The following is a 25719-nucleotide window of genomic DNA, read 5'->3' on the forward strand; positions in this document are numbered from 1 at the left end:
CGGCCCTGCCGGAAGCTTGCGACCAGCGGAACCATTACGGATGCGGCTGGCGGGCTCCCACGTTGGTGCAAGGGCAAAATTGGTTTGCTTCTGCGCCACATTGGCCCCCTGCCGCAGCGCATATGCTATGCGCGGGCCGAGCAATGCAGCGCACCTTGGAGGGACAATGCCCCGTCACCACCCCTGCGGCAGCGGCCGGCCTTCCTCATATCCGGCGGCGGACTGCACCCCCACAATGGCCCGCTCACGGAACTCCGCCAGCGAGGAGGCACCCGCGTAGGTGAAGGAGCTGCGCAGACCTGCTGTGATCATATCCAGCAAATCTTCAACTCCTGGACGCACTGGGTCCAGGTACATCTTGGACGTTGAAATGCCCTCTTCGAACAATCCCTTTCGGGCGCGTTCGAAGGCCTGATCGCCCGAGGACCGGTTCTGTACGGCCCGGGCCGAAGCCATACCAAAGCTCTCCTTGAACTGCCGGCCGTTAGCGTCCACCTGCAGGTCCCCGGGGCTTTCATAGGTGCCGGCGAACCAGGAACCAATCATCACTTGCGAAGCTCCTGCCGCCAGCGCTAGGGCCACATCGCGCGGATAGCGCACTCCCCCGTCGGCCCAGACGTGGGCACCCAACTCGGCAGCCGCCGTCGAACATTCCAGAACGGCTGAGAACTGGGGCCTGCCCACGGCCGTCATCATGCGCGTGGTGCACATGGCTCCGGGGCCCACACCCACCTTGATGATGTCGGCGCCAGCCTCCACGAGATCGCCTACGCCGGCCGCGCTGACAACGTTGCCGGCTGCCACTGGAACGGACGGCGAGAGCGAACGGACCGCACGCAGGGCCTCGAACATCTTTTCCTGATGTCCGTGCGCCGTATCCACCACCAGTGTGTCCACGCCATAGTCCAACAACGCTGCAGCTTTGCCTGCGACATCGCCGTTGATGCCCACAGCCACACCGAGTCGCAACCGGCCGGAATCGTCCACGGCGGGCCGGTAAATGGTGGAACGAAGCGCACCGAGCCGGGTCAAGACACCTACCACTTCCCCGGAGCGCAGCACTGGAGCGTAATCTGCACCAGCAGAATCAAGGACAGCGAAGGCTGAGCGTAAGGCAGCATCCGTCGATGATTTAGCCGCCGAGAAGTCCAATTCACCGGCATCGGCCTGCGCACGGATCTCGTCAAAGGGTGTGGCATCCAGCGTCAGCACGTTCGAACGCATGACCGAGGCGAGAGATGCAAAACGGTCAGCACCTTCGCAATCGGCGCTGCGCACCACGCCAACAAAGTCGTTGCCATCAACCACCACTACGGCGTTGTGGGCCCGTTTGCCCATGAGGTGCAGGGCGTCGATGACAATATCGCCGGCGGTCATCAGCAGCGGAGTTTCATAGAGCGAATCGCGCTGCTTGACCCACGCACTGACCTGCCCCAACACCTCCAGCGGCACGTCCTGAGGCAAGATCGCCATCCCACCGCGTCGCGCCACGGTCTCCGCCATGCGCTTGCCAGAAACAGCCGTCATATTTGAAACCACGAGAGGAATGGTGGTTCCGGTGCCATCCATGCTGGATAAATCAACATCCAGCCGTGAGGTGACGGTGGAGTGTGACGGAATCAGAAAAACATCCGAGTAGGTCAGGTCGGTAGCGGGCTGGGTCAAAAAACGCATAGCACTCCCTCGTTGATGCGGACCGGTGGACGGTCTCGGCGGACGGCAGAGCAATCAGGTGCCGTCCGCGTCCGATTCTAGTCACAATAACAAGGGTGTTCGGCGCAAATTTTGCCCTTTTTGGCTGATTTGCTGAGCGCGCCATGGCACAGATTGGCCTACAGTCTAAATTGCTTACTAGACTTACACCCGGAACGGGTTTGTTGGACCTGGACCATTTTCGAATAGGCTTCGCACGTTTGCGCCGACAGCATCCGCCAGATTCGGATGCCGTCGCCTTGCGCGGGCGTGCACAACGGGCAACAAGAACTCATGGAAGAGGCGTAATACACGTGCCAGAGCAATCCATCCACCGTCTACCCGAAGAGTTTGGCGGCAACGAGTGGCTCGTCGATGAACTGTACGAGCGCTACAAGGGCGACAAAAATTCTGTGGACACAAAGTGGTGGCCACTCTTTGAAGGTTTTGCAGCCGATGATGCGGCAGGAAACGGTCGCCACACTGCCAACAATTCCGCCCCGATCACCGCACAGATTCCGGTAGTTGCCGCCCCTGCGGCACCTGTTGCACCTGCCGCACCTGTGGCAAGCACGACGCCGGCCCCCGCCGCCGCTGCTCCGGCCGCTCCCGCCGTGGCCCCCAAGACGCCGGCAGCTCCGCGTCCTCCGGCCCCGGCCAAGGATGCAGCTCGCACCGGCACCACCCCCATCCCGGCTCAGCTGCCCAAGTCCGCCAAAGATGTCTCGGTGCCGGAAGAGGCCGTCAAGACGGTGCTTCGCGGACCGGCCAAGGCAATCGCCGCCAACATGGTCTCAAGCCTGGAAGTTCCCACGGCCACCAGCGTGCGCGCCATCCCGGCGAAGCTGCTCATCGACAACCGCCTCGTGATCAACTCCAACCTTGCCCGCGCCCGTGGTGGCAAGGTTTCCTTCACGCACCTGATCGGCTATGCCGTCATCAAGGCGCTGTCCGCGTTCCCGTCGATGAACGTGTTCTACGACGAGATCGATGGCAAGCCCGTTGCGGTTCAACCTCCGCATGTGAACTTCGGTATTGCCATTGATATGCCCAAGCCGGACGGCACTCGTCTGTTGATGGTGCCGAACATCAAGAAGGCTGAAACGCTGAATTTCGCCGAGTTCTGGCGCACCTATGAGGACCTCATCAAGCGCGCCCGTGCCGGCAAGCTGACAGCCGATGATCACTCAGGAACCACTGTTTCCCTGACCAACCCCGGCGGTATCGGCACGGTTCACTCTGTACCGCGCCTCTCCAAGGGCCAGGCTGCCATCATTGGCGTCGGTTCCTTGGACTACCCGGCCGAGTACCAGGGATCCAGCCCCAAGATCATCGCTCAGAACGCCGTCTCAAAGATCCTGACGCTGACCAGCACCTACGACCACCGTGTCATTCAGGGTGCCGGTTCGGGCGAGTTCCTCAAGAAGATCCACCAGCTCCTGCTCGGTGCTGAGAACTTCTACGATGAGATCTTCGAATCCCTGCGTATCCCGTACGAGCCCGTCCGTTGGAGCCATGACCTGCAGGTTGACCCGGCTGATGAGATCAACAAGGTTGCCCGGATCCAGCAGCTGATCCACTCTTACCGTGTGCGTGGACACCTGATGTCTGACACGGATCCGTTGGAATTCGTTCAGCGCAAGCACCCCGACCTGGACGTGCTCACGTACGGCCTGACCCTGTGGGACTTGGACCGCGAATGGCCCACCGGTGGCTTCGGTGGCAAACCCAAGCTGCTATTGCGCGACATCTTGGGTGTCCTGCGTGACGCTTACTGCCGCACCACGGGCATCGAGTACATGCACATTCAGGAACCGGAACAGCGTGAATGGTTCCAGAACGAGCTGGAGCACCCTTACTCCAAGCCGAGCCGCGAGGAGCAGCTGCGCATTGTCTCCAAGCTGAACTCTGCCGAGGCGTTTGAGACGTTCCTGCAGACCAAGTTCGTTGGCCAGAAGCGCTTCTCCCTGGAAGGCGGCGAATCCTTGATTCCGCTGCTGGACTCCATCATTTCCGATGCTGCCGACGACGGTCTGGACGAGGTCGCGATTGGTATGGCTCACCGCGGCCGTCTGAACGTGCTCACCAACATCGCCGGTAAGACCTACTCACAGGTCTTCCGCGAATTTGAAGGCACCCAGGATTCTCGCACCGTGCAGGGCTCCGGGGACGTCAAGTACCACTTGGGTACGGAAGGTACTTTCACCTCCGACGCCGGCAACGAAACCAAGGTCTACCTCGCCGCCAACCCCTCGCACCTAGAAGCCGTCGACGGCGTCCTTGAGGGCATTGTTCGCGCCAAGCAGGACCGTTTGGATCAGGGCGAGAACTTCCCCGTTCTGCCCATCATGGTCCACGGTGACGCGGCCTTCGCCGGCCAGGGTGTTGTTGCTGAAACCTTGAACCTGTCCCAGCTGCGTGGCTACCGCGTCGGCGGTACCATCCACGTGGTTGTCAACAACCAGGTTGGTTTCACCACCGCACCCTCATCGTCGCGCTCATCGGTGTACTCCACCGATGTGGCCAAGATGATTCAGGCACCGGTGTTCCACGTCAATGGCGATGACCCGGAAGCTGTTGTACGTGCAGCACAGTTGGCATACCAGTTCCAGCAGCGCTTCCGCAAGGACGTTGTCATTGATCTGGTCTGCTACCGCCGCCGCGGCCACAACGAGGGCGATGACCCCTCGATGACCCAGCCGCTGATGTACAACCTGATTGAGGCCAAGCGTTCCGTACGCCGCCTGTACACCGAAGCCTTGATTGGCCGTGGTGACATCACCGAAGAGGAAGCCACGCAGTTGCTGCGCGACTACCAGGAGCGCTTGGAGCGTGTCTTCGCCGAAACGCATGCCGCCCAGACCTCCCCGATCCCGATCATCACCAAGGATGCTCAGGCCATCTCAGATCTGGAACGCCCCATAGCCCAGCAGGCTGACTCGGGTGTCAACGATCCCCAGATCACGGCCATCAGCGCTGACACACTGGCCCGCATCGGTGCAGCCCACCTGGCTATCCCCGAAGGCTTCGAGGTGCACCACAAGCTCAAGCCGCTGCTGGAAAAGCGTGAAGCCATGTCCCGTGAAGGCGGCATTGACTGGGGCTTTGGCGAGCTCACTGCGTTTGGTTCGCTGCTCTTGGAGGGTGTCCCGGTCCGCATGGCAGGCCAGGATTCACGTCGCGGTACCTTTGTTCAGCGCCACGCAGTATTCCATGACCGCGCTAACGGCAATGTCTGGAACCCGCTGACTGAACTCAGCGAAGACCAGGCCAAGCTGTGGATCTACGATTCGCTGCTCAGCGAATACGCCGCACTTGCGTTTGAATACGGTTACTCGGTGGAGCGCCCGGACGCGCTGGTTGTCTGGGAAGCCCAGTTCGGCGACTTCGTCAACGGAGCACAGACAGTCATTGACGAGTTCATCTCCTCGGCTGAGCAGAAGTGGGGCCAGCGTTCCTCACTGGTACTGATGCTGCCGCATGGCTACGAGGGCCAGGGCCCGGACCACTCCTCAGCCCGCATTGAGCGCTTCTTGCAGATGTGTGCCGAAGAGAACATGATCGTGGCCAACCCGACCACGCCGGCGTCGCACTTCCACCTGTTGCGCCGTCAGGCTTACAGCCGACCGCGCAAGCCATTGATCATCTTTACACCGAAGCAGCTGCTGCGCCTTAAGGCCGCTGCGTCCTCGGTGGAAGACTTCACCACGGGCGGCTTCCGCCCCGTGATCAGTGAGCATGCAGCGCTGGATAACAACGCAGTCGACCGTGTCATTTTGGTCTCCGGCCGCCTGTACTACGATCTGCTCGCAGCTCGCGACAAGGCAGCCGATAACAAGGTGGCCATTGTCCGGGTGGAGCAGCTGTACCCGCTGCCACTGGATGAGATCAAGGCTGAACTGGCCAAGTACCCCAACGCCGATCTGGTGTGGGCACAGGACGAGCCCGCCAACCAGGGTCCGTGGCCGTTCATGGGCCTGAACCTGGCGCCCGAGCTGGATAAGAAGCTCACCCGGGTTTCACGCCCGGCTTCGGCATCTACGGCCACCGGTTCCTCCAAGACCCACGCGGTTGAGCAAACGTTGCTTGTCAAGCAGGCTTTCGAGCGTAGCTAAGCCAGTCAAGATGCCCGGTCTGTATAATCAGGCCGGGCATCTTCTATTTAGACTTTCACTGTTTGTCAACGAGGGAAAAGGGGAGCCGTGGAGAAACGGGACCTGAGAATTGTAGCTGTTGGGGACGAATTAGTGGCCGGTGTGGGCGATCCCCGCGCTTTGGGCTGGCTGGGACGGGTGCTAGCCAGGACCCCTGCCGAGGCCGTGTCCATTGAGCCGTTCATCCTTGCCAGCCCCCGCGAGGGCACCGAGGCATTGGCGGGGCGTTGGCTCACCGAGGCCGGGCGTCGCTTCGATGACTTCCACGAGAACCGTCTGGTCATTGGGCTTTCGGGCCGAGACATTGAATACGGTCTTTCCACGGCTCGCAGCCGGTTGAACCTGGCGAACATCCTCGACGGCGCCACCCAGCTGAACATCCCCGTGTTCGTAGTGGGCCCGCCGCCGTCGCTGGACCCGGCGTTGAACCGCAAGCTGGCGGAGCTGAACACGGCCTTTGCCGATGTCACCACCCGCCGCAAGCACCACTATGTGGACACGTTCACGCCGCTGCAAAACCATGAGCAGTGGCGCAATGATGTCGCGGCCAATGCCGGTGCCCCCGGCCAGGCCGGCTACGGTCTGATGGCCTGGCTGGTACTGCACCGTGGCTGGTACCAGTGGCTGGAGATCCCTGAGGCTGTGTAGGCGCTGAGGCATTCCAAGCCAAAGTTGCAGCTGTGCTTGCCTCAAGGCGTACCTCAAGGCTTGCCTCAATCTGCTCGAGTAAGCACTTGACGTACACTTTTGGTCGTTTTTCTGCTTTTTCCGTACGCAAGGTGAACACTCGAGACTCCGTTGGCTTCCACCGGAGCCTCAGAACTAGCCGCCAGTTAGGTGGGCATGTGTCACCTATGCGAAACTATATGAGGATCGTTTTTAGAGATCTCAATTTTAATGATTGGAGGCAGCTATGTCGAAGCGTTCACGTAAGCGCAAGGACCGTAAGAAGGGCGGCGCTAACCACGGTAAGCGTCCCAACTCGTAGGTCTTGACGTACACAGCAAAAGCCCGTTCGGCCACCATGGCAGGACGGGCTTTTGCATATCAAGGGAGAACTTTCCCACCTCCTAAGCCCTCAAAGTCTTCAGAGTCCTCAGATCCATCAAAGCCTTCAGAGAAAGCTAAAAATGTTCTCGCTCGTTCTGCTCATCATGCTGCCGTTTGTTTGGTTCGGCATGGTCACGGCTATCTCATTCATCGAAACACCGTTGAAGTTCAAGGCACCGGGCATGACACACGCACTGGGTGTAGGTATTGGCAGGCTTGTTTTCAAGGCGCTGAACCTGGTCGAAGCCGCCATGGTGGTGCTACTCGTGGGTGCGTGGACGCAGCATCAGGACTTGGTCACGCTGCCCATCGGCATCCTCCTGACATTGCCACTGATGGCATTGCTCGCGCAGATGCTGATTCTTCGACCAGCCATGGCCAAGCGGACCAAGGCGCTGGCGGAGACCGCTCACACGCACTCAGGGGACACAGCAGTCAAGGCCAAGGTCGCCACAGCAGCCCACATTGCCTTCATCAGCTCTGAGGCATTGAAGGTCATCACCTTGCCCATCGCAGGGATCCTCTTGGTCCTAGCTGTGGCAGCGTAGGCCCGGATGGAACGCGCGGCACTCAACTCCGGTAGAACGGCGTCGAACCTCAACGCCTACACCCCGGCGGCAACGGCGGCAGCAACGCCAGCTTCTGAGCGCGGCGACATCGGCACGCGCGAAGACATCCTGATATTGGTGGAGACGTTTTACACCAAAGCGTTCGATGACGATTTGATTGGGCATATTTTCACCGAGGTGGTGCACATGGACCTGCCTCGGCATATGCCCATCATGGCGGATTTCTGGCAAACGGTGCTGTTTAAGGCGGGCTTGTACAGCAGGAATGCGCTGAAAATCCATTTCGACATCCATGCCAAGGAGCCACTGACACTGGAACACTTCAACCGGTGGTTGCAGTTGTGGACCAACACCGTGGATGAGCTGTTCGCCGGTGAGAAGGCGGAGCTGGCCAAGGTCCAGGCTCACCTGATCGCAGGCTCACTGCACCGGCGCGTAACAGGCCGCCCGGCCAGCCAGTACAGCACCATCTCCATGCGGCCGGACACTGCGCGCATGGACGCAGCGCGCACGGACTCTGAGCGGGAAGACTCTGTGCGCCCAGAAGCCCCAGCGCCACAAGACTAACCCGCAAGGCCGCTACAGCCGCAAACGGTTAGGGCGCGAAACACACGTACGGCTAAACGGCGGCCGGACGTCCTTCGTGCAGGCGCGCCAAGATGGCTTCCTTGAGGGTTTCCGGGGCAGCTTCCTTGCAGGATCGCTTCACCACGGAGCGGATGACGCATTCGAGGTCATATTCCTGCGAGCAGTCGGTGCAATCGTCAAGGTGGGCCTTGATCTCGCCGAGGTCCTCGCGGGACAGTGCACCGTCCAGGTATTCATAAATTCGAACGATGCGTTTATCGTCGCAATCGCCCAGGCTTTGGCAGTCGCCCATGGTTATTTCTCCGTATCAGTTAGTTGGTCGGCTTCCTTGAGGTAGCCGCGTTCCACGGCATAGTCAGCCAACATGTCACGCAAAAGCTTGCGTCCCCGGTGCAGCCGTGACATCACGGTGCCAATGGGGGTGTTCATAATTTCTGAGATTTCCTTGTAGGCAAATCCCTCTACATCGGCGAAGTAGACGGCCAACCGGAATTCCTCCGGAATGGCCTGCAGCGCGTTCTTGACATCAGAATCGGGCAGGTGATCCAAGGCGTCGGCTTCCGCCGAACGCAAACCCTTGGAGGTGTGCGACTCCGCCCGAGCCAACTGCCAATCCTCGATGCTGTCCGCATTGGACTGCAGCGGCTCGCGCTGACGCTTGCGGTACAGATTGATGTACGTGTTGGTCAGGATCCGGTATAGCCACGCCTTGAGGTTAGTACCCGGCTTGTACTGGTGGAACGCAGAAAAAGCCTTGGTATAGGCCTCCTGCACCAGATCCTCCGCATCGGAGGGATTCCGGGCCATACGCATGGCGGCCGAATACAGCTGGTCAACATACACCATGGCGTCACGCTCAAAACGTGCGCGCCGTGCTTGCGTGGTCTCATTGGCAACATCAACATCAGCAACGTCCGTGCTCACCACTACGGGTGCGCTTTGCGGCTCGGTGCTGACGGTTTGCTCAGGCTCGGAAATGTTCATCACGTTCGAGTCTATGCTCACACGCACTAACACGTCAGTTACTGGAGGTGCCAGAGTACTTAGTGTCTGCATTGCCGCCTTTCCGTCCCTGAGTCGTCGATGAGTCGTTCATGAGTCCTCGATCAGTAGTGTCAACTGTCCGGCCCCAACAGACGCCGCCACTAATGATGTAAACCGGGCAACGGCGTCGGATATTCCGCAATGACCGCATCAGCGCTTCCAGTCGTGGGAGACTGGTACACAGCATGAGCCTTCTGTGGGCCGGCCCGGGCCGCCCATGGATGGCTGACCGCACCACGAAGGAGGCCACCTTGTCCATTATTCGCGCTCTTGCCCGCCCAATGCTGGCATCATCGTTCATCTTTTCCGGTCTGGATCGGCTGCGCCACGCAGATGCGACGGCCGCACAGCTATCTCCGGTTCTGGGCCCGCTCAGCGCCGCCCTGCCGGTGGAAGCCAGTGAGAAGAACCTTGCCCGCGTCCTTGCTGGCGCCCAGGTAGGGGCCGGCGTCCTGCTGGCTGCCGGCAAGTTTTCCCGGCCCGCCGCCGTCGTGCTTGCACTGACCGCCGGGCTCAACACGGTGGTGGAGTACCGCAATGCGAACACCGACACCAAGGAAAACCGCTCGCACCGCCGCAATCAGCTGTCCAAGAACATTGGCCTGATTGGCGGGGTTCTGCTGGCTAGCGTGGACACCGCGGGGCGTCCGGGACTGGCGTGGCGTACTGAAAAGCTGCTCGCGAGCAGCAAGAAGACCGCCAAGACTCAATTGAAAAATGCGGACAAGCAGGTCCGCGCGCTTGCCCACGACGTGACAGGACAGTAAATATTTATGACCACCGCCCATTGGCCCGCACCTTTTAGCGCAACACCCCTGGACGCCACCGTCACCATTCCGGCCTCCAAATCGCTGACCAACAGGTATCTTGTTCTCGCCGCCATCGCCGAGGGTGAATCCCGCCTCCGCGCCCCGCTGCAATCGCGTGATTCTGATCTGATGATCGGCGCGCTGCGTGCCTTGGGGGCTGGCATCACCGAGGTGCCCGGCAGCGGCGACGTCCCGGATTTGGTGGTCACCCCCATCCCAGCGGGCTTCACCGCGCCCGACGGCGGCATTGTGGTGGACTGCGGGCTGGCAGGCACGGTCATGCGTTTTGTTCCGCCGCTTGCCGCTCTGGTTTCCGGCGCAGTGAAGTTCGACGGCGATCCCGCGGCTTTGGTGCGCCCCATGGCTCCCATTGTGGCCGGCTTGGAAGGGCTTGGGGTGCGGGTCGAGGACGGCGAGGATGGCTTCTTGCCGTTCACCGTCCACGGCAGCGGTGGTGTTGATGGTGGACACGTTCAGGTAGATGCTGGCGGCTCTTCCCAGTTCATTTCCGCCCTGCTGCTGGTGGCACCTCGTTTTAACACAGCTCTGCACCTAGAGCATATTGGTGAGTCTGTCCCGAGCCTGGACCACATTTCCATGACAGTAGAAATTCTGCGCTCTATGGGTGTTTCCGTGGACGATTCCACGCCCAAGCACTGGATCGTGGAGCCCGCCACCTTGGCTGGCTTTGATGTTTCGCTTGAGCAGGATCTGTCCAACGCAGGGCCGTTCCTGGCTGCCGCGCTGGCCACACGGGGTACTGTGCGTATCCCTAACTGGCCCACGAACACCACCCAGGTGGGCGATAAGTGGCGCGAAATCCTGCCACAGTTCGGTGCCACAGTGACTCTCGAAGAGGGTGTGCTCACCGTGACCGGCGGCGCTGAAATCCGGGGTGTGGACATTGCCGACACTTCCGAGCTGGCACCGTCCACGGCGGCCATCTGCGCCCTGGCGTCGACGCCGTCGCGCCTTCGCGGGATCTCGCATTTGCGTGGCCATGAGACGGACCGTCTCGCTGCGTTGGTGGCCGAGATCAACGCTCTGGGCGGCAACGCCGAGGAGACCGAGGACGGGCTGATCATCAACCCCGCTCCCCTGCGCGCTGGCGTGTTCCACAGTTATCACGACCACCGGATGGCGACAGCCGGCGCCATCATTGGCTTGGCCGTGCCCGGTATTGAAGTGGAAAACATTGGCACCACGGCCAAGACCATGCCTGACTTCCCGGCCATGTGGGCGCAGATGGTGGCGCAGACGGCCGAACCGTCGGCCAGCACCGAGAACATTGCGGCGGCTGAAACAGAGGCGTAGAACATGGCACGGGACTACAGCAACTGGGACGAATCAGATGTTCGCGTACGGGCAAACAAGAAGGGCAGCCGTCCGCGCACCAAGGACCGGCCTGCCCACGATGACGCCGTCATTGGCCGGATCATCACGGTGGACCGCGGCCGCTACACAGCGATCGTGGATGAGGACCAACCCACGCAGCGCATCCTGATTGCTGCTCGGGCGAGGGAACTGCGCCGCAATCCGGTGGTGGCCGGAGACTTCGTGGCGCTCGTGGGAGATACCAGTGGCAAGCCCGATTCCTTGGCCCGGTTGGTCCGGGTGGAGGAACGCCGCACCCTGCTGCGCCGTAGCGCCGACGACACCGATCCGGTTGAGCGGGCCGTGGTAGCCAACGCAGACCAACTGGTCATCGTGGTGGCCGCCGCCAACCCGGAACCTCGCACCGGCTTCATCGACCGCGCCCTGGTGGCTGCCTATGACTCCGGCATCGCGCCCCTGTTGCTCATCACCAAGACCGACATCAAGGACCCGTCCGAGCTGCTGGCCAACTACGAACACCTGGACATGACCGTCATCATCAGCCGCACGGCCGCAGATGGCGCCTCCGGTATCGATGCCCGCAGCGACGACGGCGATTCCGCCCTCTTGGCAGGCGGCGCCGTGGAACAGCTCCATGGCTATTTGGATGGCAAGGTCAGCGTGCTGGTGGGCCACTCCGGCGTGGGCAAGTCCACCATGGTCAATGCCCTGACCGGATCGCAACGGGCCACCGGCGGCGTCAATGCCGTCACTGGTCGCGGCCGCCACACCTCATCCTCGGCGCTGGCGCTGAAACTCCAAGACTCCCAGCCCGGCTCGTGGATCATTGATACCCCTGGTATCCGCTCCTTCGGTCTGGCCCATGTGGACCCCGACCGGATCCTGCAGGCCTTCCCGGATCTGCAGCCCGGCACAGAGGATTGCGAACGCGGCTGCAAGCATGACAGCGCCGCGGTCAACTGCAGTTTGGACCCTTACGTTGCCGCCGGCCACGCGGGCGAGGCCGGCCCGGCCCGTCTGGCATCGTTGCGCCGCCTCCTGGGCACCAGCGACCGCACCGAAGGCCGTGCCGCCGAGAAGGAACTGGGCATCATCGAGTAGCCGCTCCAGCGCCCACTTGCGGTCCAAATTTATGAACTCATACGCACCACTGCGCGCCACCGGTGCGTATGAACACTCATACGCACCGGTGGCTGCGACGGGCGCGTATGTGTTCAGGGCGCTGAAGCTATACGCACCACTCATCACGAATGGTGCGTATGTGTTCAGGGCGCCTGCCCCGTCTTGTGGTTAAATCGCGATAGCGTGAACTTATGACGACCCCACCCCAGACGTACAACGATGACCTCCGCCTGGCCCATGTGCTGGCTGACAGCGTGGATTCCCTGACCATGTCCCGCTTCAAGGCCCTGGATTTAGCCGTTGAGACCAAGCCGGATCTGACACCTGTCACCGATGCCGACAAGGCCGCCGAGGAGTCCATCCGCAGCCAGCTGTCCCGGGTCCGCCCGCGTGATGCTGTACTGGGCGAGGAATTTGGCAGCAGCGGCCACGGTTCGCGCCGCTGGATCATCGACCCGATCGACGGGACCAAGAACTTTGTCCGCGGCGTTCCGGTCTGGGCCACGTTGATTGCTCTGGTCGACGACGGCATCCCCGTTGTTGGCCTCGTCAGCGCACCTGCCTTGGGCAAACGCTGGTGGGCCGCTCAAGGCACAGGGGCGTACATGGGCAAATCTCTCGCCGCAGCCACCCGCATCCGCGTCTCCAACGTCGCTGAGCTCAAGGACGCCTCACTGTCCTACTCATCGCTGACTGGCTGGGCTGATCGCGGCAATCGCGACGAGTTCATCTCCCTCACCGACGATGTCTGGCGCACCCGGGCCTACGGCGATTTCTGGTCATACTGCATGGTCGCCGAGGGCAGCGTAGACATCGCCTGCGAGCCAGAACTGAACCTCTACGACATGGCAGCCCTGGTCCCGATCGTGCAGGAAGCCGGCGGCCGCTTCACCTCGCTCGAAGGCGCCGAAGGCCCGTTCGGCGGCAACGCTTTGGCCACCAACTCCATCTTGCACACGGAAGTTCTGCGGCGCCTGAACCCGAATTGGGACGACCTGCTGGGCTGACCCCAAGCCCTCTCTACGCAATAGCACAGATGAGTTAAGAACGACGGCGGCCTCCCGCCGTCGTTCTTTGTCTCCCCTGCCGCCGCGCTCACCAAGGCGTGCGAAACGAAACGTAATAGATGCACCGCTAAAAATCTTGGGCTACGATTTTGGGCATAGGTCACGAGTGCCAGCGCTAAACCCCGGTTTGCTGGCCGGCAACCCTCCTTTCGCGGCGGGGTGCCCCGGGTGACGACCTGGCCAGAGCCGTTCGGTTCTGGCAAGCGCGGACTTCTTGGCACCCCCAAAAGGTCCCAAGGTGTAAAAGGAATTTCTCATGAGCTCTGCCGTTTTGGACCACCTTCAACTTGCCGATACGCCTCTTCTGCCCGTGGTGGGTCAGGATCTGTCCGCTCCGCTGATTCAGGGCGGGCATGTGCGGTACGCAAATCTGGATTATGCAGCGTCGGCCCCAGCTGTTGAAGAGGTTGCCGCGCATTTGAATGAGGTGCTCCCCTACTACGCGAGCGTGCACCGCGGGGCCGGATTCGCCTCACAAGTTAGCACCTCGGTCTATGAAAATGCCCGCAAGATCGTGGCCAATTTTGTCGGCGCCCGGGAGGATGACACAGTCATTTTCACTCGCAACACCACCGATTCCCTGAACCTTTTGGCTGGCTGCGTGGAATCGCTCTTGAAACAGCGCGGCTACGCCGAGGGCCGTTCCAATGTCCACGGCGAGGTGCTGTATCTGGACATTGAACACCACGCCAACCTCCTGCCTTGGCAAGCACTCCCCCACCGTTCAGTGGTGGCCGCCAGTTCCATTGTCTCCACACTGGCTCGCGTGGAAACGCAGTTGCGAGCCGGGAATGTGCTGCTCCTAGCCGTCACCGGCGCCTCCAATGTCACCGGCGAGGTGCTCCCCATAGCCGAGTTGGCCACCCTGGCTCACCGCTACGGCGCCCGGATCGTAGTCGATGCCGCCCAGCTGGCTCCGCACCGCCGCATCAACTTGGCCGAGACCGGCATTGACTACGTGGCCTTCTCCGGACACAAGTTGTATGCTCCCTTCGGCGCGGGCGTTCTGGTGGGACGTTCCGACTGGCTCGACGCCGGTCACCCGCACCTCGCCGGCGGCGGAGCCGTGAAGGACGTCCGGCTCGAATCGATCATCTGGGCGCAGGGACCTGCCCGCCACGAGGGCGGCACCCCCAATGTGCTGGGTGCCGCGACCCTCGCCAAGGCGGCCACGGTCCTGTCCGCTTTGGACGCCGATGACTGGCACAACCATGAGCAGAGCCTGCGCGCCCATCTCGTGGCAGGGCTCAACGAGATCGACGGCGTTAGGATCCACTCGCTGTTCGAGGACGCGGACTCGCACCCGGAGTGCGGGAGCATTGGCGTGGTGAATTTCTCGGTCACCGGGTACGACGCCGGATTGGTCGCCGCTTATCTCTCCGCTGAGCATGGCGTTGGCGTCCGTGACGGAAAATTCTGCGCACACCCGCTGCTGAACCGTCTGGGATTGCCGGCCGGTTCGCTGCGTGCCAGCTTCGGTGTGGGGTCACAGCTTGAGGATGCCCGGCGCCTGATTGCTGGCGTGGCGGCCTTGCTCAGTGACGGCCTCGGCTGGGATTACGTGGTGGATACTGGCCGCTGGGTACCGACGAACGATAACCGCAGCTACCCCCAGTGGGCACCGAACACCCCGGGAACAGCCGGCGCGGCCCCCTGCTCAACGGACTAACCCAACAGCAAAAAACCCAACGCCGGAAACCCAACGCTATCGCAGCAATGGTTCCGTTTCGGGGAACGCTATCGCACCGCGGTGAAGTGCGGTGCGCTAGGGTTCGCCAAAAGTTGACCATTGCTGCGATAGCGTCTCAAGCTCACGAGCAGAACCGCGGGCCAGGGCCTGGAGACAGAGGCGGTAAAGTTGAACCGCACTATCTGGTCAACAACCACGCAACATTCAGGAGCTCCATGGCAGGCACCGGCGGTCCGGTCTTCGACGCTCAGCGGCGCCAGCAGATGGCCACAGCCTTCCTTGAGGGCGGGGATCACTACCACAAGGTGCGCCCAGGCTACCCGGCGGAGTCGCTGGACTGGCTCGAGGAATTGAGTCCCCGACTAATCCACGATGCCGTAGATATTGGGGCCGGCACCGGCAAGTACACGCAGCTTCTGGCACAGCGCAACTGGAACATCACCGCTGTGGACCCGTCTGCGGACATGCTCGCCCAACTCGCTGCGGATTTGCCTCAGGCCACCACCAAGGTAGGAGCCGCCGAACACCTTGAGTTGCCGGATGAATCCATGGATCTGGCAGTGGTTGCTCAAGCTTGGCACTGGTGCGATCCGCTCGCCTCCAGCACCGAGATCGCCCGGGTTCTGCGACCCGGTGGGGTACTCGGCTTGGTCTGGAATCAGCTCGATATCGGACTCCCCTGGGTTCATCGTCTGGCACGGATAATGCATGCTGGCGACGTTCACAAGCCTGATTTTCGGCCCACGGTTGGCCCGGAATTCACGGCAGCAGACCCGCACCATACGCACTGGGCCCAACTGCTGACACCGGAAGGCATCATGGAACTGGCCAAGTCGCGCAGCTACTACCTCAAGGCAAATGAACAGATACGAACCAAGGTCATGACCAATCTGAGCTGGTACCTCTTCGAACATTTGGGCCACGCACCCGGCGAGACCATGGAACTGCCGTACACCTCCCAAACGTGGCGGACCCAGAAACGCTAGCTCCACCGAAACCGAAGTAAGGCCGAAACCGCAACGCACCGCCGCGCAACCATCAATACGAGCGCAGCACCAAAGAAAAAGGCCAAAGCCCCGGCCAACGCCCCAGCCCAAGCTCAAGCTCAAGCCCACTCGACAATACCAACCCAACACCCTATGATTTCGGTATGCCTAAATATTTGATTTAGGCATGGCGAAAGGTGGGGTTTTGCTAGACACAGCCAAGGTCAAGGCGCAGCGCAGACCTCGCGGGGGCCTCTTACTGCTGCTCGGACCAGCGTTCGTGGCAGCCATCGCCTACGTGGACCCCGGCAATGTAGCCGCAAACCTCACTTCTGGCGCCAGCTACGGCTACTTACTGGTGTGGGTACTGGTCGCGGCCAACGTCATGGCCATGCTGGTCCAATACCAGTCCGCCAAACTTGGCGTGGTGACTGGGAAATCGCTCCCGGAGCATCTCGGCGAACGCTATAGAACCACTCCGCGCCGACTCTACTGGGCACAGGCCGAGCTCGTAGCCATGGCTACCGACCTCGCCGAAGTGGTGGGCGGCGCCATCGCTCTGCACTTGCTCTTCCAGATCCCCTTGCCGATCGGCGGACTGATCGTGGGCATCGCCTCCATGGCCCTGCTGACGATCCAGAACCGGCGGGGCCAGCGGCACTTTGAAACCGTCATCATCTTCTTGCTAGTCATCATCACCATCGGATTCCTGGCCGGCCTAGTACTCAGCCCGCCCGATCCGGCCGGCATCGCAAGTGGCCTGATCCCCCGGTTCGACGGCGCCAACAGTGTCCTGCTCGCAGCTGGCATGCTCGGCGCCACCGTCATGCCACACGCCATCTACCTACACTCACAACTGGCCAAGGACCGCCATCCCGATGCAAGGAGCACCCCGGAAAAGCTCAAGCTCGTCATCAATGCCACACGAGTCGATGTGGTGCTGGCCCTGATCCTGGCCGGAGCCGTCAACATTGGCATGCTCCTGCTGGCAGCCTCAACACTGGGCGGCATCTCCGGAACCGACAGCATCGAAGGCGCTCACGCAGCGATCGTGGACAGTTTAGGCCCCGTGATCGGCGTCGTATTTGCCGTGGGTCTGCTGGCCTCGGGCTTGGCCTCCACCTCGGTGGGCGCCTACGCCGGCTCCACCATCATGAACGGGTTACTGAAGGTGCGGATCCCCCTACAAACCCGGCGCATGGTCAGCCTGATCCCGGCCATCATCTTGCTCTCGGCCGGCGTTGACCCCACGTGGGCACTGATCGTAAGCCAGATCGTCCTCAGTTTCGGCATCCCGTTCGCGCTCATCCCCCTCCTGCGTCTAACCGCCAGCAAGGAACTCATGGGAGTCCATCGCGACGGTCTGCTGCTACGGCTGACGGCGCTGCTCAGCGTGATTCTCATCGTTGCCCTGAACATCCTGCTACTGTGGCTGACATTCACCGGCCAGACCTAACAGGTAGTGTTGAGGACGTGAAAACAACTGCCACTTCATCCAGCATCGAAGACTACGTCAAGGTCATCTATGCCTACACCGAATGGCAAGATAAGCCCATCACTTCCTCGGTGCTGGCCACCCGGCTGGGGGTGGCCAACTCCTCCGTTTCGGAAATGGTGCGCAAGCTCAAGGATCAGGGCTTAGTTGATCACCAGCCCTACAGCCCCATCCACCTGACTGCCGAGGGGCTGTCTTTAGCCCTAGCCATGGTGCGCCGTCACCGGCTCTTGGAGACCTATCTGGTGCAGGAGCTCGGTTACACCTGGGACGAGGTCCATGATGAAGCCGAACAGTTGGAGCACGCCGTCTCGGAGAACTTCATCGAGCGCATGAGCAACAAGCTCGGCCATCCGGTACGCGACCCCCATGGGGACCCCATTCCCGATGCTCAGGGCCGTATCACCATGGCCCCCTCACACCGGCTCGATGAGCTGGATCCCGGCCATACCGGGCGCATCAGCCGCATCAGTGATCACGATCCCGAGCTCCTGAGGCACTTGGAATCCTTGGGCATTGGCTTGGACACCGAGCTCACAGTGTTGGGCCGGCCGCGCTTCGGTGCCGGTCTGCAGGTGCATGTAGAGAACTCAACGCACGACGCCGGACCCCAGACTTTGGGCGATGAGGTCGCCGCCTCGCTGTGGTTGGCTTCGGTAGGAAGCCACGCCGAATGTTTAGTGCAGGACCTCACCGGGGGCTCACTCATGAGCCCGCACACCACGCACTAGGGCGTCTTTTTTCTGTGATTTCCTCGCGTTGCGCTGGGTAGTCGCCGTGGGTGGCCAGCGTCAGCATGTACGACGATGTATCTAGTTCGTCGGCGCCGCAGTCGATCTCATTTTGCCCATCAGAATTGATCGGGACGCCCAGAACATTCCAAGGAGGCGCATGTCTGACACCGTGAGTTCGCAATTCGACGCTCATGGCGAGCCCCGTCTGAGCAGCAACTCCCAGCAGGGAGTAGCTGATCTTAGCCAAGAGAATCAGCTAGGGCATAGCGGAGAACAAGGATTCAGCTAGCCTGACGGGCCACATACTGTGAGCCGAGGAAATGCCCCGCAGAGACTAGGGCCATAAGTGTGCCCCAGAGCGCGGCGCCAGCAGCAAAGAGCGCCACGGCTGCGAGCAAGAATAGTGCCAGAGCCACCCAGCACACAATGGCGGGCTTGAGACGCCGTTCGCTTCGTGGCGCCAAAAAGACTCCCCATGCGACCACTAGGACGGCAGGAATGCCAATGCCCAAAACCAGGTCCCACGGACTGTCCTGCCGGAATCCCCAGAACACAAAAGCTGCCAGCATGGCCACTTCCAAGACAAACCCAAGTGTGGCTAAGCCCACGGCCACCACCGGTTCCTTGTTAACCGCGCCTGCGGACCGTCGGCCCGCCGCCTGACGCCCCGCCGCCTGACGCCCAGCTGCCGGGACCGCCGCAGCGTCCGCCTCCGTCGCTGTCTCTGCAGTTGTGCCGTTGTCCACGCTCGCCCCGTTCCCTAACCCAGATCCGTCATGGCGGCCCGGTCTTTGCGCAACACGAAGCGCTGGACTTTACCGCTGGGCGTTTTGGGAAGTTCGGCCACAAAATGAATGCGCCGCGGATAGGCGTGGGCAGCAAACTTGGTCTTGACCAATTGCTGTAGTTCCACGGCCAACTCATCGGAAGCAGCAGCCGGATCATTGAGCACCACGAACGCTTCCAAAACTTCGCCGCGGATGTCATCCGGCGTGCCAATAACGGCGGACTCAGCCACGGCCGGGTGCGTCACCAGTACGGACTCCACATCGAACGGGCCAATCCGGTAGCCGGCCATGATGATGACATCGTCATCACGGGAAGAGAAGTAAATGCAGCCGTCGGCATCGCGCCGGCCAGCGTCACCGGTGATGTACCAAACGCCGTCGGCCGTGTAACGCTCGGCGGTTTTCTCCGGAGCATCAATGTAGGAGGTGAACCACATGAAGGGGCTGTCCGCCACCTTGATAGCCACGCGTCCAGATTCGAGGTCAGCGGCAGGAGTGTCGCTTTCATTGGCCAGCACCTCCACGGTCCAGCCCGGCAGCGCCCGCCCCATCGAGCCAGGTCGCAACGGTTCGCGCAGACCATCGGCCCATGCATTGCCAGCCACCATGCCGTGTTCGGTCTGTCCGTAGTGGTCGCGCACCTCAACGCCCAGAGCCTCGCGTCCCCACTCAATCACGTCAGGGGTCAGCGGTTCGCCGGCGCTCGATGCCCGGCGCAGCGTGTGTCCCTGACCGGCAGTAGAGCCAGATCGCAAGGAACGGTACACTGTGGGCGCCGCAGCAAAGTTAGTCACGGAGAACTTCTCCATCACCGACCACACCAAGTTGGCATCAAATCCGGCGGTCAGCAGCAGAGAGCGTTGTCCGGTAGCCATCGGCCCCAGCAGCGCAAAGTAGAGCCCATAAGCCCATCCGGGGTCAGCCATGTTCCAAAAAACGTCGGTGTCCCGGACGTCCAAGCCAAACTCCAAGTAGCCCACAAAGGAGGCCACAGCTCGCAGTGGAATGGGCACACCCTTGGGCGAACCGGTGGTTCCGGAGGTGAACAACTGCACCAGCGGGCCATCACCGCCCACGGCGACGGATCCGGCGTCGTAAGTGTCAGTCAAGGGGGCAAGCCCGGAAAAGGCGCCCGTCCCGGCCACCATCTCGGCCAGAGAATGGTCGTAGCCGAACGCTTCGCCGCGGGCCACAATGACGGGGCGGGAGGCATCGGTGGGGGTCTCGCCGGGAGGGGTCAATTTACGGCGCTGATCGGCGTCGCAAATCACCAGCCGGGTGCCACTGACCTGCAACCGGAATTCAATGGCGTCGTGTGCAAAGGCGGTGAACAGCGGAACGTTCACCGCACCAAGGCGCCAGATGCCCAGCAGCGCAATGACCAGTTCAGCAGACTTGCCCATGAGGGTGGCCACGTGGTCGCCGGGGGTCACCCCGAGGGAGGACAAAGCAGCGGCGAACCGCAGGGATTTCTCCCGCAGTTCGCCGTAGCTGATGTCGACCGAGTCAAGGTTGGCATCGATGACCGTAAAAGCGGTGTTCTCTGCCGGGTGCCGGTCGCACAACAGCTCGGCGGCGTTGGCATTGGGGGCATCGAAGACGCCCAACAGTTCCTGCACACGATCGGTCATGATCCGCACCAAGCTTTCCTCGAAGTCCGCCGTAGAGTGCAGGACCACATTAAAAGGCCCTGCATAGCGAGCGTACTTTAGCCTTCGCAGTCCTTGCAGAAGAACATGCCGTTCTTTTCGCGAGCAACCTGGCTGCGGTGGCGAACCAGGAAGCAGGAAGAACAAGTGAACTCGTCGTCCTGTGCGGGAATGACCTGAACCACCAACTCTTCGTTGGAGAGGTCGGCGCCGGGCAGATCCATGCCTTCAGCCGTGTCTGAATCTTCGACGTCAATATGAGCCGTCTGTGCACCGCCACGCTGAACCTGGAGTGCCTGAAGCGACTCTGTCTCGTGGTCTTCGTCCTTGTTGCGGGGTGCGTCGTAATCCGTTGCCATGCGGTTTTCAAACTCCTGAGGTACTCGTGGTAATGGCGGGGTGTTTCAGCGCCCCATACTAGCCCTAGAATGCTGGACTTGCGCCCTATATTCCCTGATGTTTTCCCACAGCATAGGGGACGATCGGTAAATTTAGTGTATTCTCGGCGAATTTATTCAAAATGTTGCAGGCAGGGGCTTCCCTTTGTGGCCATTCTCACCAGCTTCGAGCGGCTACTTTGGCTATCCACGGACCCACTTGTGGCCTTCACCGGCCCTGTGGAATCGCCACCGTGCTCGCTTCGCCCTATTCTTGATAGAACCATGGCAAACAACTCTTCCTCGCACTCTTCGCTCAACCGTCGGCAAGTGGCCCAGGCCCTGAATATTCCGCCGGAAATGGCTGCCCGCAACGGCATTCCCTCACGCATGAGTTCCGTCGAGGTCGCGGCCATTGATGCCAACCCGCCCGCATGGTTAGCCCAGTCCCGCGCCAACTCCACCGGCAAGCGCCCCATCTGGGTGGATCTGCGCTGCTACCTCTGTGACTTCCTCGAGGTGGCTCGCCCAAAGAAGTGGTGGCCGGAATTCACCTACGTGATCTGCGATTTCCACGAGAACTCCGAGCTCCCTGATCCGCAGGCCGGCTGGCGTCGTAGCGAGTACGACGGCGTGGGCTCGCGTTTCCGTGGCATCGTCGACACCCAGGATGACTAGGCAAGCAACGGGCCCAGCTATGAACAGTTCTCCTGAGACGATCACCTTTGGCGCTGGCTTAGGCTGTGGCGCTATCACTGGCGCCGGGGTGCGGCCGTGACCGTTCCGGCAAGATTCTTCCAACACTGGCTGACTGGTGTTGCCGGTGGCACCAGCCACGCCGCTGTGTGCCGCGCCGCTGGCATCAAACGCTCAACCCTGGCCCAGCAATTGGTGCGCGGGCGAGTATCGCTGGGAACCATTGCCGCCGTCAGCCGTTCCTTGGATTTGCCTGTGGTAGCTACCCTGACCGAATTCCCCTCTTTCGAGGACCTTTCTGCAGGGTCAAAGCCGCCCAACCTCGCTGAATTACTGAGCCAAGTCTCTGATTCAGACCTCCTCCAGGAGCTACTGAACCGAAACACGGCGGCAGAGAGTCTCAGCAAACCCGTTGCTGTGCCTTTGTCAGCACCGCACCACAAGTCCTCTGTGCGGGCCTGGCTGGATGCCGTGGACACCGGAGATCTGCGCCAGGCCGTGGCCAGGCAGGCCGCCATTGCCCCACAGAACTTATCTGCGCAGATCAGCGCTAACCGGCTCACCGCCGAACTGGCCATTGGCAGTGCCAGAATTGCCGGCGTCGGCCTGAGCAATGGCCTGGTGTCCACCGGCTTCCTGTCCCCCGCCGAGGCCGGGTGGGAATCCGGATCCCGCGAACAGGCTTTGCGGACCCTACCCACCAGCGCTCTCGCCTCCCTGGCATCCCATCGGCTGGACTACTTGAGCCGGGTATTGCGCCGTACCGAGGATGATAAGGCAGCTGTGCGCAGTGTTTGGGAGAACTTGGGATGACCCTTATTTTGCAATGGAGCGCACTTATCGTGTGTCTAGCCTGCACCTTGTGGCGTGCACCCTCGCTACTCAAAGGCCGCAACCGCGGGCTTTCCTGGGCTTTTGTCCTAGCCACGGTCAGCGTCGCACTGAGCCTGCCGGAAATTTACCTGCCTGTTGATGCCTTGCTTGGGGGTGTCAACCTGGCCAATGTTGTGTTGCGGCTGAGCATGTTGGGTGTCTTCTTCCTACTGACGTTCAAGGTAGCCGCTGCATACAATTCTCCTTTGGCTCAAACGCTCATCCGAGGCCCGTTGGGTGTGACTGTTTTAGCCGTGTCGGCACTGGGACTTTTCGTCAGCTATGTGCTCGCCGATGTAGATGGGTCCAGCACGGGGCTGGTGGCGTTCACCCATCAGCCAGCCTTGAACGCCTACCAATGGTTCGGTATTGCCTATATTGGCTACGCCGCAGCCTGCGCGGTGGTGGCAACCGCGAAGGCCGCATTTTCTCGACGGCCTGTGGTTGACCGGGTCGCGGCTTTCTTCTTGCTGGTTGGATTCTCCTTGGTCTGTGCCACCGTGCCCTTGCGAATTCCTCGGTGGGCAAACTGGCAGGCGGTGGACATCATGACCTTCTCCGCCATCTTGTTTGTGGCTTTGGGGCTGGTGCTTGTCTGGTTGTCCTTCATCCGCCGCCCCGTTGCAGTCACGACGCAGGCGCCGCGCCAGCACTAGAGCCCGGCACTCCAGCTCCGGATCCGGGTCCTCACAAAGCCCGATGTACACTTTTCCATTAGTATCTGACATAATAATGAATGTGTGAACAAAGTTTGCCTCATGTGGTGCACAAAACTTTGGGGGTGAGTGGTGGTCCGGCTTTCTGGCTGGCCACCACTCAATTGTTTAAAGGTGTTTAGCCCACTGCCATGGTGGCGTCTTGCGGGTATGCGGCTCCGCAAGTTAGAGCGATTGCCGTCGCACCAGCCAGTGCGGCCAGCCACCCCCTAGCAAGCCTGCTTGTGCCATCGCCTACTAAGGACAAGGACACCGCCTCTGCTCGTCTCCCGTGCATCTTCATCCCCCTTGTGTCGACTGATGATGAAACCCGCGCACCGCTAACTAGCGCCCCAGTTGCCGCGCGTCACTCTGTTTTCCATCAGGGCATAAAAAAGGACCTGTCCCCCACCGCGAAGGCGAGGAACAGGTCCCAATAGGGATGTGGAGATGGGGAGAATTGAACTCCCGTCCGATGTTGTGTTGTCAGGGCTTCTCCGGGTGCAGTTTGCAGCGGTTTTTCTCGGCCCCAGCTATCTCGCAAACAAGTAGCTGCCAGGCCCAGTTGTATAAGAGTCCCCTAAGCGCCTACAACGAGAACTTAGAGCAGTGGCCCTCTAGATGACGCCAGGATCCGGGACGAGAGCGTTCCCGGGCTGACGGACTGTCTTACTGCTTAGGCAGCAAGAGCGAAGTCAGTGCGATTTGATTCAGCACTTGTGTTTTACAGAGATCGTTTACGAGTTAACCCTGTATCCTCGACCCGCTTCACCTGTCTCGACTAACACCGTCGAAACCGATCATCCCCTATTGTTTTTTCAACTCCACTCACTGATGCCCGAGAGCAACTGTTCGTGGACTACCCATAATAGCGCATAGTGGCATAGATATATTCCCGCGAAGACCCGCGGCTACCCCTGGCTAGTCGATGAGCCCCTTGGCTTCTTTAGCCTGCAGCACTAGCAGGGCTGCGGCGTCGACCTTCTCAGCAAAGCCAGGGTCGGTTTGGGCCCGCTCAAGCAGCCCGGAATACATTTGCGGCAGCAGAGCCTGGTTCGTACACAAGGCCATGGTTCCACCAGCCGCAATGAACTCCACGCCGCGCTGCGCCACGGGAAGCGCCGAGACTTGAACGGCGTCGCAAATATCGTCACTGACAATGACGCCCTTGAAGCCTAAGTCGCCACGCACCATGTCATGAACCATCACCTTGGAGAACGGTGCCATCGCTGACGGGTCGATTTTGGGATACCAGGCGTTGGACATCATGAGCCACGGCACTCCGGCCTGCACGGCGTCACGGAACGGGGCCACGTAGGGGTCATTGCGCACCGTGATGTCATCCGTGACACCGTCGGCGACATCGGTGTTCAGAGTGACCCGGCCGAGCCCCGGAAAGTGTTTGATGGTCGGCTCAACACCGGAGGCCATCATGCCTTGAGCAAACGCCAGCCCGTGACTCGAGACGGCGGCTGGCGTGTAGCCATATTCCCGGCCGAAGGTGCCAATAGGTGCATTCTGCGGGGCAAACTCCGCACTAGGCACGGTGTCCAGCACCGGAGCTAGGTTGACGTTGACGCCCACGGACGCCAGTTGCTGCCCCCAGCGGGTCGACTCACTGAGCAAGGCTGCTGGTGAAAGCTGCCCCTGTTCAATGGCCTGAGGCATTTCATCGAACCCGGGTCCACGCATGATCTGTACAAAGCCGCCCTCTTGATCGGTCGCCACAAACGGTCTCACCCCCACGGTGCGCGATCCGGAAATGTGGGCCGTAATTGCAGCCACTTCTGCCCCGATCCCGGCCTGGCCGGCGGTGCTACGCCCCTTCATGAAGACATTTCCGACAAAGAGGGTGTCCAGCGCGTACAGCGAATTCTGATCCGCTCCGGTCACGGCTGAGGAGACCATCAGTACCTGGCCCACTCTTTGTTCTAGGGTCATGGCGGCCAGTTTTTCCGCAGCCAATCCCTTCACTCCAGAGGAAGGTGACGCACTGGAAGACGCTGACGCGGACGACGTCGGAGCCGAGGTGGCGCTGGAAGGCGGTGCCGACGTCGTGCTTGAAGATGGAGACGAGGGCGCCGAAGAGGAGCCAGCTAGGGGCGCATTGCCGCCGAAAATCTGCACCATGGCGACGGCGATCAGTGCCGCCGCTGCCAAGCAGGCTCCCACGATCCACCAGCGTTTACCACTCACCGCAGCCACGATCCGCCTTTCAGCCTTCAATTTCTCGGCTTCCCTTGCTTTAGCTGCCAGCTTAGGACACAGCTCTGACAAAGTGACAGGGACAGAGCTAAAAGGTACAA

General features: G+C 61.1%; 22 protein-coding genes, 1 other RNA gene and 1 riboswitch. Of the genes, 15 read left to right on the forward strand and 8 right to left on the reverse strand.

The window, feature by feature from the left end; genetic code table 11:
- Window positions 1-174: 174 nt before the first annotated feature.
- Window positions 175-1674 carry a GuaB1 family IMP dehydrogenase-related protein gene (locus AB0O97_RS07115; RefSeq protein WP_363881300.1) on the reverse strand — a complete coding sequence of 500 codons (1500 nt, stop codon included), beginning with the start codon at window positions 1672-1674 and terminating at the stop codon, window positions 175-177.
- Between the two features lie 332 nt (window positions 1675-2006).
- On the opposite strand from AB0O97_RS07115, the gene AB0O97_RS07120 reads away from it, so the two are divergent.
- The 4 genes from AB0O97_RS07120 (at window position 2007) to AB0O97_RS07135 (ending at window position 8032) form a co-directional block, all read left to right on the forward strand.
- The gene (locus tag AB0O97_RS07120) at window positions 2007-5807 is read left to right on the forward strand and encodes a multifunctional oxoglutarate decarboxylase/oxoglutarate dehydrogenase thiamine pyrophosphate-binding subunit/dihydrolipoyllysine-residue succinyltransferase subunit (protein WP_363838492.1); all 3801 of its coding nucleotides are present in this window, start codon (window positions 2007-2009) and stop codon (window positions 5805-5807) included.
- Window positions 5808-5894: 87 nt separating this feature from the next.
- Window positions 5895-6494, forward strand: coding sequence for a GDSL-type esterase/lipase family protein (locus tag AB0O97_RS07125; protein ID WP_363838490.1), 600 nt, complete (start codon window positions 5895-5897; stop codon window positions 6492-6494).
- A gap of 482 nt (window positions 6495-6976) precedes the next feature.
- Window positions 6977-7444, forward strand: coding sequence for a hypothetical protein (locus AB0O97_RS07130; protein WP_363838487.1), 468 nt, complete (start codon window positions 6977-6979; stop codon window positions 7442-7444).
- Between the two features lie 6 nt (window positions 7445-7450).
- Window positions 7451-8032 (forward strand): group III truncated hemoglobin, encoded by a 582-nt coding sequence (locus AB0O97_RS07135; protein WP_363881302.1) that lies wholly within the window; start codon window positions 7451-7453, stop codon window positions 8030-8032.
- 52 nt (window positions 8033-8084) lie between these two features.
- Here the strand turns inward: AB0O97_RS07135 and rsrA are convergent, their stop codons facing one another.
- Together rsrA and AB0O97_RS07145 are read right to left on the reverse strand one after the other, a co-directional pair.
- Entirely contained in the window at window positions 8085-8345 is a 261-nt protein-coding gene (rsrA, locus tag AB0O97_RS07140; RefSeq protein ID WP_363838481.1) for a mycothiol system anti-sigma-R factor, read from the reverse strand.
- A gap of 2 nt (window positions 8346-8347) precedes the next feature.
- The gene (locus AB0O97_RS07145) at window positions 8348-9109 is read right to left on the reverse strand and encodes a sigma-70 family RNA polymerase sigma factor (protein WP_363881304.1); all 762 of its coding nucleotides are present in this window, start codon (window positions 9107-9109) and stop codon (window positions 8348-8350) included.
- Window positions 9110-9348: 239 nt separating this feature from the next.
- On the opposite strand from AB0O97_RS07145, the gene AB0O97_RS07150 reads away from it, so the two are divergent.
- From AB0O97_RS07150 to AB0O97_RS07185, 8 genes are all read left to right on the forward strand, one after another.
- On the forward strand, window positions 9349-9864 hold the full coding sequence (locus AB0O97_RS07150) for a DoxX family protein (protein ID WP_363881460.1): 516 nt from the start codon (window positions 9349-9351) through the stop codon (window positions 9862-9864).
- Between the two features lie 6 nt (window positions 9865-9870).
- On the forward strand, window positions 9871-11220 hold the full coding sequence (gene aroA, locus AB0O97_RS07155) for a 3-phosphoshikimate 1-carboxyvinyltransferase (protein WP_363881306.1): 1350 nt from the start codon (window positions 9871-9873) through the stop codon (window positions 11218-11220).
- A 3-nt stretch (window positions 11221-11223) separates the two neighbouring features.
- A complete protein-coding gene (rsgA, locus tag AB0O97_RS07160) occupies window positions 11224-12342 on the forward strand; it encodes a ribosome small subunit-dependent GTPase A (protein ID WP_363838473.1) in 1119 nt (372 codons plus the stop codon).
- Between the two features lie 212 nt (window positions 12343-12554).
- Window positions 12555-13370 (forward strand): histidinol-phosphatase, encoded by an 816-nt coding sequence (gene hisN / locus AB0O97_RS07165; protein ID WP_363881308.1) that lies wholly within the window; start codon window positions 12555-12557, stop codon window positions 13368-13370.
- 158 nt (window positions 13371-13528) lie between these two features.
- Window positions 13529-13642: riboswitch (SAM riboswitch) on the forward strand.
- 44 nt (window positions 13643-13686) lie between these two features.
- Window positions 13687-15099: an aminotransferase class V-fold PLP-dependent enzyme gene (locus AB0O97_RS07170; RefSeq protein ID WP_363881310.1), complete on the forward strand. Its 1413-nt coding sequence runs from the start codon at window positions 13687-13689 to the stop codon at window positions 15097-15099.
- Between the two features lie 236 nt (window positions 15100-15335).
- A complete protein-coding gene (locus AB0O97_RS07175) occupies window positions 15336-16106 on the forward strand; it encodes a class I SAM-dependent methyltransferase (RefSeq protein ID WP_363881311.1) in 771 nt (256 codons plus the stop codon).
- Between the two features lie 187 nt (window positions 16107-16293).
- Window positions 16294-17562 carry an Nramp family divalent metal transporter gene (locus AB0O97_RS07180; RefSeq protein ID WP_363881313.1) on the forward strand — a complete coding sequence of 423 codons (1269 nt, stop codon included), beginning with the start codon at window positions 16294-16296 and terminating at the stop codon, window positions 17560-17562.
- 17 nt (window positions 17563-17579) lie between these two features.
- On the forward strand, window positions 17580-18332 hold the full coding sequence (locus tag AB0O97_RS07185; RefSeq protein WP_363838436.1) for a metal-dependent transcriptional regulator: 753 nt from the start codon (window positions 17580-17582) through the stop codon (window positions 18330-18332).
- A gap of 284 nt (window positions 18333-18616) precedes the next feature.
- On the opposite strand, the gene AB0O97_RS07190 is transcribed toward AB0O97_RS07185, so the two are convergent.
- The 3 genes from AB0O97_RS07190 to AB0O97_RS07200 form a co-directional block, all read right to left on the reverse strand.
- Window positions 18617-19081, reverse strand: coding sequence for a YrdB family protein (locus AB0O97_RS07190; protein WP_363881315.1), 465 nt, complete (start codon window positions 19079-19081; stop codon window positions 18617-18619).
- A 14-nt stretch (window positions 19082-19095) separates the two neighbouring features.
- Window positions 19096-20754, reverse strand: a complete 1659-nt coding sequence (locus AB0O97_RS07195) for an AMP-binding protein (protein ID WP_363881317.1) — start codon at window positions 20752-20754, stop codon at window positions 19096-19098.
- A 77-nt stretch (window positions 20755-20831) separates the two neighbouring features.
- A complete protein-coding gene (locus tag AB0O97_RS07200) occupies window positions 20832-21131 on the reverse strand; it encodes a DUF4193 domain-containing protein (RefSeq protein WP_062287035.1) in 300 nt (99 codons plus the stop codon).
- A gap of 303 nt (window positions 21132-21434) precedes the next feature.
- On the opposite strand from AB0O97_RS07200, the gene AB0O97_RS07205 reads away from it, so the two are divergent.
- The 3 genes from AB0O97_RS07205 (at window position 21435) to AB0O97_RS07215 (ending at window position 23374) form a co-directional block, all read left to right on the forward strand.
- Window positions 21435-21827 carry a hypothetical protein gene (locus AB0O97_RS07205; protein WP_363881319.1) on the forward strand — a complete coding sequence of 131 codons (393 nt, stop codon included), beginning with the start codon at window positions 21435-21437 and terminating at the stop codon, window positions 21825-21827.
- 96 nt (window positions 21828-21923) lie between these two features.
- Window positions 21924-22658, forward strand: a complete 735-nt coding sequence (locus AB0O97_RS07210) for a hypothetical protein (RefSeq protein ID WP_363881321.1) — start codon at window positions 21924-21926, stop codon at window positions 22656-22658.
- Window positions 22655-23374, forward strand: a complete 720-nt coding sequence (locus tag AB0O97_RS07215; RefSeq protein ID WP_363881322.1) for a hypothetical protein — start codon at window positions 22655-22657, stop codon at window positions 23372-23374. The genes AB0O97_RS07210 and AB0O97_RS07215 overlap by 4 nt, the downstream gene beginning before the upstream one ends.
- 481 nt (window positions 23375-23855) lie before the next feature.
- Here AB0O97_RS07215 and ssrA read toward each other — a convergent pair.
- Window positions 23856-24221, reverse strand: a transfer-messenger RNA (tmRNA) gene (gene ssrA / locus AB0O97_RS07220).
- Window positions 24222-24334: 113 nt separating this feature from the next.
- The gene (locus AB0O97_RS07225; RefSeq protein WP_363881324.1) at window positions 24335-25618 is read right to left on the reverse strand and encodes a glycoside hydrolase family 3 N-terminal domain-containing protein; all 1284 of its coding nucleotides are present in this window, start codon (window positions 25616-25618) and stop codon (window positions 24335-24337) included.
- Window positions 25619-25719: the final 101 nt, after the last annotated feature.

The sequence above is a fragment of the Specibacter sp. NPDC078692 genome (assembly GCF_040686835.1).
GTDB lineage: Bacteria > Actinomycetota > Actinomycetes > Actinomycetales > Micrococcaceae > Specibacter.